Consider the following 15,962-nt stretch of genomic DNA (forward strand, 5'->3'; position numbering starts at 1 on the left):
AGCCCGCGCCGAACCGGGCGGTTCCCGAGGCGGGCATATGTGAGATCAGGCAGGTGCCGTTGCGCGAGACCTTCCATATCGAAGTCCTCGGCCCCGAGGCGGACGAGGTCCAGACGCGGATCTCGGTGCGCGTCGGCAGCCTGGAGACCGCCCAGGAGCGGGCCCTGCGCCTGTTCGCCCGTGCCCGGGTTCCACAGCGCTCTGGCGAACCGGCCCAGGCCGTGCGGGTGATCGACGGCGCCGGCCGCGAGGTGTTCTTTCGCAGCCGCTTCGACGCGGCGGATTGAGGGGTCGATGCGCGCCGCCCTGATCCTGCCCGGGCTCGTCCTGCTGAGTTGCGGCCTGTTCCTGCGCAGCTACACCCTGGCGCCCGCCCCGGACCGGCGCGGCGGCACGACGCTCCAATTGACCTGGCCCAATCGTCCGGTGTTCGGAAGCCCGCGGGCCGACTGCCTCGGCACGCCCGCGGACGAACCCGTCGTCCCCTGCCTGATCGCCTCGGTCGGCCGGGCGCGGAGCGAGGGCATTCCGGTGATCCAGCTGCCGTTCTGCGCGACCTGCTACGCCCTGTCCGAGCGGATCGCCCGCTTCGGCCGGGACGAGGCGGCGACGCAGGCGCGGCTCACGCAGATCGCCCGCTTCGGCTGGTGAGACGTGCCCGTGCCACGCGCTCGCGGGCGCGCTCCAGGGTGCTGGCCAGCGGAAACAGCGGGTCGCGCCCGGCCTCGATCAGCAGGTGGGCGATGGGGCGCCGTTCCGTCCAGAAGGTGGAGCCGAGGGCGAAATCCGGGGGGGCGCAGGAATCGATCCGATCGATCCGGTCCAGATCTCGCCCGGCCAGCACCGCCTCGGTCAGGCGGTGGACGAGCTGCACCCCGGGGGCGGCCTCCGGGTCGGCCTCGTCGTGGGCGATCTTGAGCACCCAGGCCTCGGGACCGGTGAGCGGCAGGATCGCGGAGGCCAGGATCCGGTCGTCCCGGCGCAACCGGGCGACGCGCACGCGCCCCTCGGCTCCGAGATCGGCCAGGACGGCGCGCAGGAACGCCACCTCGCCGGGCCGCTGCCCCAGGCCGGTGCCGGCCCGGCCCTTCCAGCCCGCCGCCTCCAGGGCGACGTGGTCGTCCAGGGCGCCGTCGAGGGCCGCCGGCGCGTCCAGGATCTCGAGGGCGACCGGTCCCACGGCCTCCAGGCGCTGGCGAGCGAGGCGCAGCTTGCGCCGTCGCTTGCCGGAGAGATGGTCGAGATAGGTCTTCCGCGCCTGCACAGATCGGCCGGTCACGTCGAGCAGACCGCGCTCGTGCGGCCAGCAGGCCGCCTGCCGCACCCCGTGCGCGGCCAGCAGGTCGGCAAAGGACCCGTCCGCGGGCGCGTTCGGCAGGAACAGCCGCGGCGGCAGGCCGAGCGCCCGAGGCGCGGCGAGCAGGGCGGCCAGCGCCGCCTCCGGGTCGGCGCCGTCGAGGAGCGGCGCCCCGAACGGGCCGTAGCCGTGGGTCCAGCCCATCAGCAAAGGCAGCGGCAGGCCCCAGCGGCGCCAGGACAGCCGGAACGGCCAGGCCGCGAGGAGCCGCGCGCCCCGCACCTCGGGGGGCCGGTCGGCGACGAGCAAGAGGCGCACGCCCACGCCGAAGGCCTTTTGGGCCGCCAGCGCGTAGCCGGCCTCGTAGAACGGGTTGCGGATCAGGGACTGCGCGCCGAGCACCCGCCAGGCCGGGATCCAGGCGGCATCCGGGTCGAGGGGCCGAACCGCCGCCGTCAGGCCATTGGGGAGGGTCACGGCGTCCGGCATGGCGGGCCCGTCAGGCCGCCAGCCGGTGGCGGATCGCCCCGGCGAAACCGAGCACGTCGTAGTGCCACGCGGTCGCCCCCGCCCCGGCCACCAGCAGGACCAACCGCAGGACCTGTCCGGGGGGCATCAGGCCCCCCGGCACCAAGCCGATCCCGGCGGTCACCGCGCCGCAGACCAGGGCGGCGGCGGCGATCCCGACCATGTCGGTGAGGGGCAGCGGCATCGTGGTGCCGGCCCGGTAGGCGCCCAGCACCAGCACCAGGCAGGCCGAAGCCTGCCCGCCCGCGAAGGCGAGGGCCGCCCCGGCGGCGCCGAACCGCGGGATCAGCAGCAGGGAGAGCACGGCCACGGCCGCCAGGGTGGCGAAGGCCGCCCAGGCCTCCAGCCGGCTGGTGCGGGTGAAGTAGATCACCTGCCCGAAATAATAGGCCCGGAACATCATCAGGATGCTGGCCAGGATCAGAACCGGGGCGAGTTCGCGCGCCTCCGCGCGGTAATCCGGCCCGAGCAGCACCGCGACCACGAGGTCGTCGAAGCACAGGAAGAACACCGCCCCGAAGGCGGCGATCAGGGTCATGGCCCGGGCGGCGTCGCTCAGCACCCCGGAGGCGGCCGCGATGCCGCCGAGCCGCGCCTCACGCTTGGCGATGGAGATCAGCGACAGGGCGATCGCCTCGCCGAACACGATGAAGCTCTGCTTCAGGAAGTCGGCGAGCGCCCCGTAGGCGCCGAGCCCCGCGGGCCCCACGGTCTTGGCGATGATCAGGCGGTCGAGGCTCTGGGCCAACGCCGCCGTCCCGAAGGACAGCACCAGCGGCCAGCCATAGGCGAACAGCCGCAAAGCCTCGGCCCGGCTGCCGCGGCCGGGCATCATCGGGGCGATGGTGATCGCCGCCGGCAGCGCCGCCAGGGCGTTGGCGGCGGCCACGGCAAACGCGAGGTGCAGCGGATCGGCCGACAGGTGCAGCGCCAGGCTGCCCAGCCCGAGGATCAGCACGGCCCGGCTCATCACCGAGGCCGCCACCGCCCCGGCCTTCAGGCGCGTGCGGGCGATCTCGGTGGAGCCCTCGAACAGCGTCGTGCCGAAGGCGAGCGCCAGGATCGCCGCCGCCATGGGGGACGAGACCAGCCCGAGCCCGGCCGCGAGCGCGCTGCCGAGGCCGGCGAGCAGCAGCGTGCCGGCCAGGATCCGCACCACGGTGCCGACCTGAGCCGGCTCGCGGGCCTCGTCGTAGAGGGCGAAGAACGCGAATTTCGGCCACTGGCAGGTGGCCCCGTAGAGCACCAGCGCCCAGGACAGGACGTAGAGATAGGTGCCGTAGCTCGCCACCGGGGCGAGCCGGGTGAACACCGCCACGGAGGCCATGTTCAGGGCGGCGGCGAAGCCGCGCGAGCCGACATAGATCAGGCTGTGCCGGGCAATCATGTCCTACGCATCATGCGCCATAACGGTCGCCGCTTCGGCGACGACCCTTATGCCGGCGCAAACGTTAGAGCATCGTCTTTTTCCGGATGCCTCGAAACGACGTTGCACAGATCCCGCATTCTGCGGGCGATGGCGCGCCCGCTCAGCGCCGGATCAGCGATTTGCCGGTCATCTCGGCCGGCTGGTCGAGGCCCATCAGGTCGAGGAGGGTCGGCGCGACGTCGGCCAAGCGGCCGTCGGCGAGCGTCACGCCGTCGACGCCTACCAGCGTCACCGGAACCGGGTTGAGCGTGTGGGCGGTGTGCGGCTCGCCGGTCTCCGGGTCGCGCATCATCTCGCAATTGCCGTGGTCGGCAGTCACGAGCAGCGCGCCCCCGCTCGCCGTGATCGCGTCGACCACCCGGCCGAGGCAAGCATCGACCGTCTCCACCGCCTTCACGGCGGCGGCGAGGCTGCCGGTATGGCCGACCATGTCGGGGTTGGCGAAGTTGAGCAGGATCATGTCGTAGCGGCCGGAGCCGATCGCCGCCACGGCGCGGTCGGTCAGTTCCGCGGCCGACATCTCCGGCTGCAGATCATAGGTCGCCACCTTGGGCGACGGCACCAGGATCGCGTCCTGGCCCTCGAACGGCGCCTCGCGGCCGCCGTTCATGAAATAGGTGACGTGGGGATATTTCTCGGTCTCGGCCATGCGCAGCTGGCTGCGCCCGGCCCGGGCCACGGTCTCGCCGAGGCCGTTCGGCAGGTCGAGGGGGCCGAACAGGGTGTCGGCGAAGGCGTCGATCTCGACGCTGTACTGGACGATCCCGAGGGCGGCGGCGAACCGGACCGTCCGGGCCCGCGCGAAGCCCGCGAAGTCCGGATCGAGCAGGGCCTCCAGGATCTGCCGGGTCCGGTCCGCGCGGAAATTGAAGCTCAGCACGCCGTCGCCGTCCTTCATGCCGGCATAGTCGCCGATGATCGCCGGCCGCAGGAACTCGTCCGACAGGTCGACCACATAGGAGGCGGCGATCGCCTCCATGGCGCTCGCGAATCGGGCGCCGTGCGCCGCAATCATCGCGTCGTAGGCGATCGAGACCCGCTCCCAGCGCCGGTCGCGGTCCATCGCGTAGTAGCGGCCGCACAAGGTGGCGATGCGCGCGCCCTCGGGGAGCGCGGCCTCCACGGTCTCGATGCAGCCGGCGGCGGAGCGCGGCGGCATGTCCCGTCCGTCCGTGAAGGCGTGGAGGCGAACCGGCACGCCTGCCTCGACCAGCACCTGGGCCAGCGCCACCGCGTGGTCCTGGTGGGCGTGGACGCCACCGGACGACAGCAGGCCGACGAGGTGGCAGGTCCCGCCGCTCGCCCGCAGCGCGTCGATGAACCGGACGAGGGCCGGGTTCGTGGCGAGCGAGCCGTCCGCGACCGCGGTATCGATCCGCGGCAGGTCCTGCATGACCACCCGGCCGGCACCGATATTCAGGTGTCCGACCTCGGAATTACCCATCTGCCCCTCGGGCAGGCCGACATCAGGCCCGTAGGTCTGCAGGCGCGCCCGGGGACGCTCTACCATCAGCGCGTCGAAGACCGCGGTCCGCGCCTGGAGGACGGCGTTGTCGGCGACCGCGTCCCGGAGTCCCCAGCCGTCGAGGATCACGAGCATCACGGGGCGCGGGGTCCTGTCGGGCACGGTCACAACACTCCAAGCCTTCGCACGCGGCGCATGCGGCACTCCGGGGTCCCTGACGCCCGGAAACATGCGCGTGTCGATAATCGGCTTGGCCGCGCGAGACTACAGCCCTGGATCGGAATCGGCGACGGATGCGGAACGGCGTCCGGGTTCTGACACCGGATCGGCGGGTCCGATCACGCAAGCTCCGTCAGAAGTCCTGTCAATTGACGCTCGCCGGGTCCGATCCGGACGGGACGCCCAGCAGGGGCGGTTTCCGGCGCAGGGCGGTCCGCAGCAGCGTCCGGCGATAGCCCCGATGCGACAGGAAGCCGACCGCCCAGGACAGGTGCATGGCGATCGCCGCCGGGCCGCTCATGACCAGCACCGGCTCCCGCGCCTTCAGCGCCAGGGCGAGGCCGCTCAGCCCGCAGCCGCCTGCGTAGACCGCCAGCAGGAGCAGCAGCATCGGCGCCACCGTGACGAGCGCCAGCGCAATGAGGCCGTAGAGCAGGACCAGGGGCGGCAGCATCTGGCGCATCCGCGGCAGGCTGGCATGCTTCTCCAGGGTCCGGGCGCAGCCGCGGCCGTACAGGAAGTATTGCCGCGTCAGGCTGAACAGGGTCGCGCGGGGGAAGTAGGTCACCGCCAGATCGGCCGCGAGATAGATCCGGCCGCCGGCCGCGCAGAACCGGCGGTCGAGCTCGGCATCCTCGTTGTGCGAGAAGCTCTCGTCGTAGCCGCCGACCCGCAGAAACTCGCGCCGGTCGAAGATGGCGTGGTGGCCGTGGGAAACGTAGCCCGAGATCCCGCCCAGGCGGTGCGCCGACCCGCCATTGCCGAGCCGGCTGTTCTGGGCGGCCGCGATGGCCCGCTGCAGCGGCGTCACCCCGATGGTCCGCAGGGGCACGACGACCGAGACCGCCTCCCGCAGGCGCATCGCCTGAACCAGGTCCCGCACCCAGTGCTCGGGATAGGCGGCGTGGCAATCGGCGCGCACGAGATAAGGAGAGCCCGGATGTGCGAGGCGTGCCGCGAGGTTGAGGCCCGAAGCCTGGATGCGCCGGGCGTTGTGGATCAACTGGATCCGCGGGTCCTCGGCGCTCAGCGCTCGGACGATGGCGCAGGTGGCGTCGCTGCTGCCGCCGTCCATCACCAGCAATTCGCAGGCGAACGACTCTGAGGCCGGCATCACCGAGCGGATCGCCTCGGCGATGTGGTGGGCCTCGTTCAAGGCCGGCATGGCGATCGTCACGAGCGGGATCCCCGCACCGTCCGAGCCATCGACCGAAGCGTCCTTCATGGCGGTTCTCCTGAGACCCGAGCCCGATCTTTCGCCGGACCCGCGGTGGCCCCGTTCCGGAGGAATCCCAGCGCCTCGGTAAGGACGGCTCGTACGCCCGACACGATTGTCCGGGCCGGCCGAGCCGGTCTCGACAGAGACGATGTCCCGCGCCCGGGGTCTCTTCTGTCCTCATAAGCAATCAATACGGTGGTTAACGACAACCACCTCTTCAGTCGGGAGGCTCGGTACGACGAAAGGTGTAATTCGTGCCGGCCGACCGCGGTGATAGCCCAGTTCAACGGGATCTCTGATCCGGCAGCCTGATGCCGCAAGCGGATCCCGCAAGCACCGATCGTCGTGCGGGATCGCCTCGAATGATGGACTCTTTGGACGCGCTTGCGCTCGATGCGCCGAAACACGGCCTTGCCGGGCCGAGATCAGAACCGACCGCGATGCCGGTCACCGAGATTGTTCCGGATCATAAGCTCGTCGCCTTCGATGCCGCGAGCGTCTGGCAGTATCGGGGGTTGTTGTGGGTCCTGATCCTGCGCGACCTGAAGGTGCTCTATCGCCAGACCGCCCTGGGCGCCTGCTGGGCCATCGCCCAGCCGCTGTTCACGGTGGCGATCTTCACCGTCATCTTCGGCCATTTCGCCAAGATCCCCACCGACGGGGCGCCCTACGCATTGTTTGCCGGCAGCGCCATCATCCTGTGGACCTACTTCGCCGAGTCGGTGCGCCGGAGCGCCACCGGCCTCGTCACCGAGGCGGAGCTCATCCGCAAGATCTACTTCCCGCGCCTCGTGATCCCGCTCGCGACCGTGGTGTCGCCGATGGTCGACTTCGCCATCGCCCTCGGGGTGCTGCTGGTGCTGATGCTCTGGTACGGGGTGGTGCCGAGCTGGCACATTGTCTTCGCGATCCCGACGCTCGCCGTCACGGCGATGCTGGCCCTCGGGGTGAGCCTCTGGCTCGGGCCGGTCAACGTCCGCTTCCGGGACGTCAAGCACACCCTGCCGTTCCTCATCCAGATCTGGATGTACGCCTCGCCCATCGTCTACGCGGCGAGCATCGTCCCCGACTCGGTGCGCTGGCTCTACGCGCTCAACCCGATGGTCGGGCTGATCGAGGCATTCCGGTTCGCGATCCTCGGCGGAACCGGCCCCGACCTGTTCGCACTCGCGGTCTCGGTCACGGTCGCGTCCCTGCTGTTGATCACCGGACTGATCTTTTTCCAGCGCATGGAGCGCTCTTTCGCGGATATAATCTGATGTCGATGGCGATCAGCGTACAAGATATCGGCAAGCAATACTGGCGCGCCCCGCGGGCCACGCACGAGAACTCCCTGCGCGAGGCGCTCATCGCGGGCGCGCGGGGTCTGCTGACCCGAAAGTCCGAGGGCCGCCCGTCCAAGGAGGGGTTCTGGGCGCTCAAGGATGTCAGCTTCGGCATCAAGCACGGCGAGAATGTCGGCATCATCGGGATGAACGGGGCGGGCAAGAGCACCCTGCTCAAGCTGATCTCGCGGATCGCCGCCCCGACCACCGGCAGCATCAAGCTGGTCGGCCGGGTCGGCGCCCTGCTCGAAGTCGGCACCGGCTTCCACCGGGAGCTCACGGGCCGCGAGAACATCTTCCTCTACGGTTCGATCCTCGGCATGCACCGCCACGAGATCGCGGAGAAGTTCGACGCGATCGTCGAGTTCTCGGAGATCGGCGACTTCATCGACATGCCGGTGAAGCGCTATTCCAGCGGCATGTATGTCCGGCTGGCCTTCTCGGTCGCCGCCCATCTCGAGCCCGACATCCTGCTCCTCGACGAGGTCCTGGCGGTCGGCGACTACACCTTCCAGAAGAAGTGCATCGACTTCGCCCGGCGCCTCCAGACCAAGGGTTCGACGATCCTGCTCGTCTCGCACAACATGTTCAGCGTGAAGACCATGTGCGAGCGGGTCATCTACATCAAGAACGGCCGCGTCGCCTTCGACGGTCCCACCGACGAGGGCCTGCACCATTACGAGCGGGACAGCTACCTGGCCGACGCCCCCTGGTTCCGGCCGGAGGGCGGACACCATCCGGTGGAGATCCGGGAGGTCATGGTCGCCGACGAATCCGGGGCGCCGAAGACGCTGTTCCGGCACGGCGAGCGGATGCGGATTACCGCGCGCTACACCGCCGGGGAGCCGATCACCGACCCGCATGTCCTGTTCTCGATCACGCGGTCGGACGAGCTGCTCTGCTGCAACTTCAGCACGATGACGGACCGCGCCAAGCTGCAGACCCTGTCGGGCGATGGCACGATCGAGCTGCTGACGCCGCCGCTGACCCTGAGCGCCGACACCTACACGGTCTCGGTGGTGGTCCGGCAGCGGGGCTTCGAGCGTCTGCTCGCCGCAAAGGTCGGCGCCCGCTTCCACATCGAGCACCCGGTCTTCGCCCCCGACGTGTTCGGCGTCTTCCACATGCCCGGCACCTGGTCGGCGGACGTGGCCAGCGGCGGCACGCAATAGGGTTGGACCCATGAGCAAGCCGTCGATGCCTCAGCCGCGCCGCGTCTCCGTCGTCGTCCCGACCGCGGACCGGCCGCGCCTCCTCGAGGACGCGCTCGCGAGCATCCGGGCCCTGGAGGGCCCGGAGATGACGTTCGAGATCCTGGTCGGCGACAACGGCACGGACCCGGAAACCCGGGCGGTCGCGTCGCGGTTCGGGGCGCGCTACCTGCCGGCCGACCGGCTGGGGGCCGGGGCAGCGCGCAATGTCGGGCTCGCGGCCGCCACCGGTGAGTTCGTGGCCTTCCTCGACGACGACGACATCTGGCGGCCGGGGCACATCGCGCCCCTGATCGCCGCGCTCGACAGCCATCCCGAATGGGACGCCCTGATCAGCCAGGCGATCTACACAGATACCGATCGGCGGGTGATCGGCGATCCGTGGCCGGCCGAGCCGCCGGCGGGGGCCGTCCCGTTGCTGCGCGCGATGCTGAGCGGCCTGTTCCCGCAGATCGGGACGGTGCTGGTGCGCCGGAACGCGCTGGCCGGGTACGGCACCTTCGACGAGGCGCTGATCGCCGGCCAGGACCTCGACTGGCTGCTTCGCTTCGCGCGCCGGCGCCGCCTCGGTCACGTCCACGTCCTGGGCACCTTCGTGCGGACGCGGCCCCAGGGCAGCTTCGACGCGCTCCAGCGCATGCGCGTGCGCTACGACCGGAAGGTCTTCTACCGGCACGCGATCCCGGAATGGCGGGTGTGGCGGTCACCGGGCGACTTCTACCGCGCCCAGTCGATGATGCTCTGGCACTTCTTCAGCTATTTCGAGACCGCCGCCGCGACGCGGGCGCTCAATGGCGACCGGTCCGGCGCGTGGGGGGCGATCCGCGCGATGTTCGGCGTGTTCCCGGTGCGCTCTCTGGTCCATGTCGTCGCGGACCGGCCCCTGAGAAGGACCGTCCTGCAGCTCCTGCGCCGGTCCGGCCGGGCGACGCTCTCGGCGCCGCCTTCCCTCTGACGCCGCGCCGGCGGCCGGTCACGCGTCAGCGTGAGGCTGCCGGCTCGAACGGCCGCGACCGGTCCGCCCCGGCCTCGCGTCCAGGCCAGCGCCCGAACAGGCTGCCGTGCACGAACGGCGTGAACGGCCGCCGGCCCAGGCGTGTGCCGGCCCGACCACGCAGGCGATTCAGAGCCGCCAGGGCGCGCCGCGCCTGGCAGCCCCACCAGGGCTTGCTCGTCCGGATCGCGGGCTCGATCGCGGTCGCGAAGGCGAGGCAGTGCCGCATCGCCGCCGCGTTCCCGTTCTCGCAGGCGAGCCCGGCGAGCCAGCAGGCCTCCCGGGCGAAGCGCGTCCGCATGTCCGCGACCCAGCCAGCAAAGCTCGGCAGATGCGCGCCGGCCGTCCGCTGGAGGTGCTCGCAGGTCTCCAGCTGCTCGCGCAAATCGCTCAGCGGCCGGTCGATATAGGCCGACGACATGTTGCCGCCGTGCCAGCGGTAATAGGCCTGCGGCGCCTCGATCGCCGCGATGTCGTACCGGGTGGCGATGCGCATCCACATCTCGACGTCGCAGGTATGGGGGAATTGCGCGTCGTAGCCGCCGACATCCTTCTGCACGCGGGTCCGCACGAGCGCGGTCGGCGAGGCGACACCGTTCTTCCTCCGGCAGAAATCCTCGATGTATTGAGCGCCGGAGAAGGTCGCGTAGTCGAAGATCGTGGTGTCGCCGACCGCGAACTCGTCGTTGCGCTCGCCGAACACGACCGCGAGGCCGTAGGTCATCCCCACCTCGGGATGGCGCTCCATGACCGCGACCGCCCGGGCGAGCGCGCCCGGCGTCAGCGCGTCGTCGGCGGAGAGGACGAGGGTGTAATCCGCGCTCGCCCAGTCCATCACGCCGCGGTTGATGCTGCCGACCAGCCCGAGATTGCGCGGGTTGCGCGTGTACTGGATGCGCGGATCGGCGGCCGCGAGGCGCTTCGCCACTGTCGGCGTGTCGTCCGGCGAATGGTCATCGACGATGAGGATGCGGATCGCGACATCCCGCTGGCCGGTGACCGTCGCGACGCAATGGTCGAGATAATGTCCGTAGTTGTAGCAGGGAATGACGACGTCGACGCCGGGCATGGCGTGGTTCTCCCGATCCAGCGAGCATGCTTCCCGAAGCGGACGCCGCGGCGCCTCACTCCTCCCAGGCGTCGAAGGCACCGTCCAGCAAGGCGCGGAACACCAGCGCGTCGTCGAACTGCGTGACGAAGGTCCGCGCGACGGTGCCCCGGGGCCGGGTCTTCTCGGCCTGGGCGTAGACCGTGCCGTAGCCGGCCGCCGAGGCAGCGCGGCCCGAAAACGCCGTCCAGTTCCGCGCCTGTCCGAACGGGATCGCGAAGCTGTCGGGTGCGACCCCGAGCCGTGCCTGGATCAGCCGACGGGATTCCCCCAGCTCGGCCATCGCGGCGGTCTCGTCGAGACGGCCGAAATCCGGATGCGTCATCGAATGGCTGCCGAGATCGGCACCGGAGGCGACGAGCCGCTCGATATCGCGCCAGTTCAGGATCTGGTCGGTGCCGTCCCGCGTGGCCTCGTCGCACCAGAGCGGAACCACGAAGAACGACCACGGAATGCCCCGCTCCAACAGGACCGGGAAGGCCCGGGTCAGGACGGACTTGAACCCGTCGTCGAAGGTGATGGCGAGGTCGGTGCGAGCCCCGCCGCCCCGGGCGATCTCGGCGGCGGGGACGAACCGGTAGCCGAGACGCAGGGCCTGATCGATCTGCCGCGCGAAGCGGTTCGGATCGACATCGTTGATCCCGCATTCGGGCTGCCCGAACGAGTGGTAGCAGAGGATCCGTCCGCCGGTCCGCGCGTGACGCCGGCCGCCGACCGCGAGCGCCTTGCGCTCGCAGGCGATCCGCACGGCGTTCACGCGCTGGCGATTCACCCCGCAGGCGCGGGCGAGGCGCCGCAGGACTGTGACGCCGGCAAAGCCGTGTCCGCGACCGAGGGAGAGGGACGAATCCATCGCGTTCGGCATCATCGCAGGGCGGCGCGCAGGCCGGCGACGACTTGGTCCTGCATGGCGTCGTCCATGGCCGCGTAGAGCGGCAGCAGGATTGCGTGGTCGCGCGCTCGCTCCGATTCCGGCAGGCCGAAGCGCCGGGGCGCCTCGGCGTAGGGCGGCTCCAGATGGGCGCACATGATGCCCCGGCGGGTGGCGAGCCCCATGTCGAGCATCGCCTGCATCACGGCGCCCTGATCGGTCGCCTCTGGCAGGCGGACGCAGAAGCTCTGCCAGTTGCTGCGCGAGCCGATCGGCTCCGGGGGCGGCGTCACCTCGGGCAAATCGGCGAGCCGCGCCCGGTAGCCGTCGGCCAGGGCGCGCCGCCGGGCGATCAGGCCGGGCAGCCGGGTCAGCTGCGCGCGGCCGATGGCGGCCTGCACGTCGGTCATCCGGTAATTGTAGCCGGCAACGGTGTATTCCTCGGCGACCACCCGGGCGCTGCCGTGGCGCGCCACGTCGGACACGCTCATCCCGTGCTGGCGCCACAGCCTGAATTTGCGGTCCCAATCGGGATTGGCCGTGGTGATCATGCCGCCGTCGCCGGTGGTCAGGACCTTGCGCGGGTGGAACGAGAAGCAGGCGATGTCGCCGGCGGGGCCGCCGATCGGCCGCCAGACATCGCCCCGGAGCCACTCGGAGCCGATCGCGCAGGCCGCATCCTCGATCACCGGGATGCCGGAGCGGCGCCCGATCGCCACGATGGCTTCGAGATCGCAGGGCATGCCCATTTGGTGGACGCAGACGATCGCCTTCGTCCGCTCGGTGACCGCCGCGGCGGCGGCCTCCGGGGCCATGTTGAAGGTCGCCGGGTCGATGTCGACGAAGACCGGCGTCGCCCCGCACTGGGCGATGGCGTTGGCAGTGGCGATGAAGCTGTGGCTCACCGTCACCACCTCGTCGCCGGGTCCGACCCCGGCGGCCAGCAGCGCGAGATGCAGTGCCGTGGTGCAGTTCGAGACCGCGCAGGCATGGGGGGCGCCGACGAGCGCGGCGAATTCCGCCTCGAAGGCCGCGACCTGCGGCCCCTGGGTCAGCCAGCCGGAGCGGACCACGGCGGCGGCGGCCTCCGCCTCCGGCTCGCCGACATCGGGTTTGGCAATCGGGATCATGCGAGCGCCCGCCTGAGGTGATCCGAGCCGGCCTCGTCGCTCCACCAGGCCACCAGGTCGGCGAGGCCCTCGGCCGCCCCGATCTCGGCCTCGAAGCCGATCAGCTCCCGGGCGAGGCTGGTGTCACACAGGCGCCGGGGCACCGGGTTCACGGCGCGCTCGGCCTCGTGGAGGAGCGGGGTGCCATCCCGGCCCATGATCCGTGTGAGATGGCCGGCGAGATCGACCAGGGAGGTCTCCACGCCGGTGCCGACATTGAGCACCACGTCGGTTGCAGGCGCCGTGGCCGACAGGACGTTGGCCCGGGCGATGTCGCGGACATGGACGAGGTCCATGGTCTGCAGGCCGTCGCCGAACACGATCGGGGACTGGCCCTCGGCTAGGCGCTGCATCCAACGCACCATCACCTCGGTATAGCGGCCGGTCAGATCCATGCGCGGCCCGTAGGCGTTGAAGTAGCGCAGAGCGACGTAGTCCAAGCCGTACATGTCGTTGAACGAGCGCAGCAGGCCCTCGCCGAAGGATTTCGCCGCCCCGTAGAGGGTGCGGTTGTCGTAGGGGTGATTCTTCTCCGTGGTCGGGAAGCTCTCGGCCATGCCGTAGACCGAGGCCGAGGAGGCCATCACCACCTTGGCGACGCCGGCCTCGACGCAGCGCTCCAGCAGGTCGAAGGTCGCGGTCGCCATCACCTCGAAGGCCTGGCGCGGCTCGGCGGCGCATTGCGTGATCCGCAGGGCCGCCTGGTGGAATACCACGTCGGTGCCCTTGACTAGGCTGTCCATCAGGGCCCGGTCGCGGATGTCGCCTTGCACCAGCCGGACACGGCCCGAGCCGAGGGCGTGCTTCAGGTTCTCGGGGCGCCCGCGGACCATGTTGTCGACCGCCACGATCTCGTCGCAGCCGGCCTCGACCAAGAGGTCGATGATGTGGGAGCCGATGAATCCGGAGCCGCCGGTGACGAGGATCCGGGTCCCGCGCAGGTCGCCGCCGAAGCGGCTTCCCTTGCTGACATCACGCAGCTTTTGCATCGGCAACCTCGCAGTAGCTGGAGACGGCCCGGCAGACGCTGTCGATCTGGCTGGTCGTCAGTTCCGGGAACATCGGCAGGGACAGGGTCCGGGCGGCCAGGCGCTCGGTGACCGGCAGGCGGCCGGTTCCGTCGTCGAGATGGCGGTAGGCGGGTTGCCGATGGACCGGGACGGGGTAGTGGATGCCGGTCGCGACACCGGCCTCGGTCAGGTGCTGGCGCAGGCCCTCGCGGTCGGGGGTGCTGACCGCGTAGACGTGGAAGGCGTGGTCGCGTCCGGCCGGGCCGGGCAGGTCGAGGCCGAGGCCCGCGAGCCGCGCGCCGTACTCGGCCGCCACCGCCTGCCGGGCCCGGGTCCAGCCTTCCAGGTAGGGGAGCTTGGTGCCGAGGACCGCGCCCTGGACCCCATCCATGCGCAGGTTGAAGCCGTGCCGGACGTGGTTGTACTTGCCCTGCTGGCCCCAGTCCCGCAGGCACCGCGCCGCCTCGGCGACGTCGTCCCGGTCGGTGACGATGGCACCGCCCTCGCCGTAGGCGCCGAGATTCTTGCCGGGGTAGAAGCTGAAGCAGCCGATATCCCCGATCGTGCCGGCCTTCCGGCCGCCGCGCTCGGCCAGATGCGCCTGGGCGGCGTCCTCCACCAGGGCGAGGCCATGGCGCCGGGCGATGGCGCCGAGCGCGTCGAGATCCGCCATCCGCCCGTGCAGGTGCACCGGCAGGATCGCCTTGGTGCGGGGCGTGATCGCCGCCTCGACCAGGGCCGGATCCATGGTCCAGTTCACCGGGTCGATGTCGACGAGCACGGGCGTCGCGCCGGCGTAGAGCACCGCCGCGACGGTGGCCACGAAGGTCGCCGAGACCGTGATCACCTCGTCGCCCAGGCCGATATCGAGCGCCAGCAGCGCCAGATGGAGCGCCGCGGTGCCGCTGCTGACGGCCACCGCGTGCTTGGCGCCGCAGGCCTCGGCGAAAGCCGCCTCGAAGGCCGTGACCGCCGGTCCGAGGACGAAGTCGCCGCTGCGCAGGACATTGAGGACCGCGGTCTCGACGTCGCCGCCGATGGCTGCGTACTGCGCCTTGAGGTCGAGAAACGGGATCACGAGGCCCTCGCAAGTGGCATGAGGTCGATCGGGTGGCCGTTCTGGCGCAGGGAGCGCATCGCGGCCTCGAGCATCTCGACCACGCGCAAGCCGCTGTGGCCGTCGGTCTTCGGCGCCTTGCCGGTGGCGATGCAGTCGACGAAGTGCTCGATCTCGACGACCAGCGCCTCGCGGAAGGAGAGGTGCGGCGACCACATGTCCCCGGTCCGGTACGACACCATCAGCTCGGTGATGTCCCCGGAGCCGTCGCCGACGGTGACGCCGCGATCATAGACCTTGACCTTCTCGATCGGGTCCAAGTCGTTGTACACGATCATCTTCTTGCTACCGCCGATCAGCGTCTGCCGGACCTTCACGGGCGCCAGCCAGTTGACGTTGATCTGCGCGACGACGCCGCGCGGGTAGAAGATCGTCATGTGAGCCATGTTCTCGGGGCGGCCGCTGAAATGGCCGGTGCCGCTCGCCGAGATCGCCACCGGGGCGAGGTCCAGCACGTGATCGAGGATCGCGAGATCATGGACCGCGAGATCCCAGATCACGTTCACGTCGCGCTGGAACAGGCCGAGATTCACCCGGGTCGAGTCGTAGTAAAAGACCTCGCCGAGCGCGCCGCCCTGGATCAGTTCGTTGATCTTCTCGACCGCGCCCGTGTAGACGAAGGTATGATCGACCATCAGGGTCAGGTTGCGCTTGGCCGCCTCCGCGATCAGCAGCCGGGCCTCGGTGGCCGAGGACGTGATCGGCTTCTCGATGAAGACGTGCTTGCCGGCCCGAAGCGCGTTGATGGCGATCTCGAAATGCGAGCTCACCGGGGTCGCGACCATGACGGCGTCGATCTTCGGATCGGCGATGAGGTCGCGCCAATCCTGGTGAAGCTCCGCGGCGGGGTAGCGCTTGCCCGCCCGGGCCAGCGCCGCGGGCGACTGGTCGGCGATGGCCGCGAGCCAGCACTGCTCGGTCTCCGACGTGCAGCGGGCCAGATTGGGCCCCCAATAGCCGTAGCCGACGATTCCGATGGCGATCATGTGCGTGGTTCCCC

General features: G+C 70.5%; 15 protein-coding genes. 5 read left to right on the plus strand and 10 right to left on the minus strand.

The features are described 5' to 3' along the window. Nucleotides 1-59 precede the first annotated feature (59 nt). Nucleotides 60-287 (plus strand): hypothetical protein, encoded by a 228-nt coding sequence (locus MKL11_RS30170; RefSeq protein WP_058191603.1) that lies wholly within the window; start codon nt 60-62, stop codon nt 285-287. Between the two features lie 7 nt (nt 288-294). After that, nucleotides 295-651 carry a hypothetical protein gene (locus MKL11_RS30175; protein WP_243950527.1) on the plus strand — a complete coding sequence of 119 codons (357 nt, stop codon included), beginning with the start codon at nt 295-297 and terminating at the stop codon, nt 649-651. Here MKL11_RS30175 and MKL11_RS30180 read toward each other — a convergent pair. The 4 genes from MKL11_RS30180 to MKL11_RS30195 form a co-directional block, all read right to left on the minus strand. Continuing rightward, nucleotides 623-1,786: a GNAT family N-acetyltransferase gene (locus MKL11_RS30180; protein WP_243950529.1), complete on the minus strand. Its 1,164-nt coding sequence runs from the start codon at nt 1,784-1,786 to the stop codon at nt 623-625. The two genes, MKL11_RS30175 and MKL11_RS30180, sit on opposite strands and share 29 nt — an antisense overlap. Before the next feature lie 10 nt (nt 1,787-1,796). Further along, entirely contained in the window at nt 1,797-3,212 is a 1,416-nt protein-coding gene (locus MKL11_RS30185) for a lipopolysaccharide biosynthesis protein (protein ID WP_243950532.1), read from the minus strand. A gap of 142 nt (nt 3,213-3,354) precedes the next feature. After that, nucleotides 3,355-4,854: a 2,3-bisphosphoglycerate-independent phosphoglycerate mutase gene (gene gpmI, locus MKL11_RS30190; RefSeq protein ID WP_243950816.1), complete on the minus strand. Its 1,500-nt coding sequence runs from the start codon at nt 4,852-4,854 to the stop codon at nt 3,355-3,357. A 229-nt stretch (nt 4,855-5,083) separates the two neighbouring features. Further along, nucleotides 5,084-6,163 (minus strand): glycosyltransferase family 2 protein, encoded by a 1,080-nt coding sequence (locus MKL11_RS30195; RefSeq protein ID WP_243950534.1) that lies wholly within the window; start codon nt 6,161-6,163, stop codon nt 5,084-5,086. A gap of 434 nt (nt 6,164-6,597) precedes the next feature. Between MKL11_RS30195 and MKL11_RS30200 the strand changes: the two genes are divergently transcribed. From MKL11_RS30200 to MKL11_RS30210, 3 genes are read left to right on the plus strand one after another with little or no spacing between them, the layout of a single operon-like run. Further along, complete coding sequence (locus MKL11_RS30200; RefSeq protein WP_243950536.1) at nt 6,598-7,416, plus strand: ABC transporter permease; 819 nt, start codon at nt 6,598-6,600, stop codon at nt 7,414-7,416. Next, nucleotides 7,416-8,654, plus strand: coding sequence for an ABC transporter ATP-binding protein (locus MKL11_RS30205; protein ID WP_243950539.1), 1,239 nt, complete (start codon nt 7,416-7,418; stop codon nt 8,652-8,654). The genes MKL11_RS30200 and MKL11_RS30205 overlap by 1 nt, the downstream gene beginning before the upstream one ends. Before the next feature lie 25 nt (nt 8,655-8,679). After that, nucleotides 8,680-9,648: a glycosyltransferase family 2 protein gene (locus MKL11_RS30210; RefSeq protein WP_243950541.1), complete on the plus strand. Its 969-nt coding sequence runs from the start codon at nt 8,680-8,682 to the stop codon at nt 9,646-9,648. A gap of 25 nt (nt 9,649-9,673) precedes the next feature. Here MKL11_RS30210 and MKL11_RS30215 read toward each other — a convergent pair whose 3' ends face one another. Genes MKL11_RS30215 through MKL11_RS30240 form a run of 6 tightly spaced genes read right to left on the minus strand, consistent with a single transcriptional unit; the run spans nt 9,674 to nt 15,948 of the window. After that, on the minus strand, nt 9,674-10,756 hold the full coding sequence (locus MKL11_RS30215) for a glycosyltransferase family 2 protein (protein WP_243950543.1): 1,083 nt from the start codon (nt 10,754-10,756) through the stop codon (nt 9,674-9,676). Nucleotides 10,757-10,811: 55 nt separating this feature from the next. Next, complete coding sequence (locus MKL11_RS30220; RefSeq protein WP_243950545.1) at nt 10,812-11,648, minus strand: polysaccharide deacetylase family protein; 837 nt, start codon at nt 11,646-11,648, stop codon at nt 10,812-10,814. A gap of 11 nt (nt 11,649-11,659) precedes the next feature. Further along, nucleotides 11,660-12,796 (minus strand): DegT/DnrJ/EryC1/StrS family aminotransferase, encoded by a 1,137-nt coding sequence (locus MKL11_RS30225; RefSeq protein ID WP_243950547.1) that lies wholly within the window; start codon nt 12,794-12,796, stop codon nt 11,660-11,662. Then, entirely contained in the window at nt 12,793-13,824 is a 1,032-nt protein-coding gene (locus tag MKL11_RS30230; protein ID WP_243950549.1) for an SDR family NAD(P)-dependent oxidoreductase, read from the minus strand. Before MKL11_RS30230 ends, MKL11_RS30225 begins: the two co-directional genes overlap by 4 nt. After that, the gene (locus MKL11_RS30235; protein ID WP_243950551.1) at nt 13,808-14,923 is read right to left on the minus strand and encodes a DegT/DnrJ/EryC1/StrS family aminotransferase; all 1,116 of its coding nucleotides are present in this window, start codon (nt 14,921-14,923) and stop codon (nt 13,808-13,810) included. Before MKL11_RS30235 ends, MKL11_RS30230 begins: the two co-directional genes overlap by 17 nt. After that, nucleotides 14,920-15,948, minus strand: a complete 1,029-nt coding sequence (locus tag MKL11_RS30240; protein ID WP_243950553.1) for a Gfo/Idh/MocA family protein — start codon at nt 15,946-15,948, stop codon at nt 14,920-14,922. Before MKL11_RS30240 ends, MKL11_RS30235 begins: the two co-directional genes overlap by 4 nt. Nucleotides 15,949-15,962 lie beyond the last annotated feature (14 nt).

The organism is Methylobacterium sp. J-077 (assembly GCF_022829365.1).
Classification (GTDB): domain Bacteria; phylum Pseudomonadota; class Alphaproteobacteria; order Rhizobiales; family Beijerinckiaceae; genus Methylobacterium.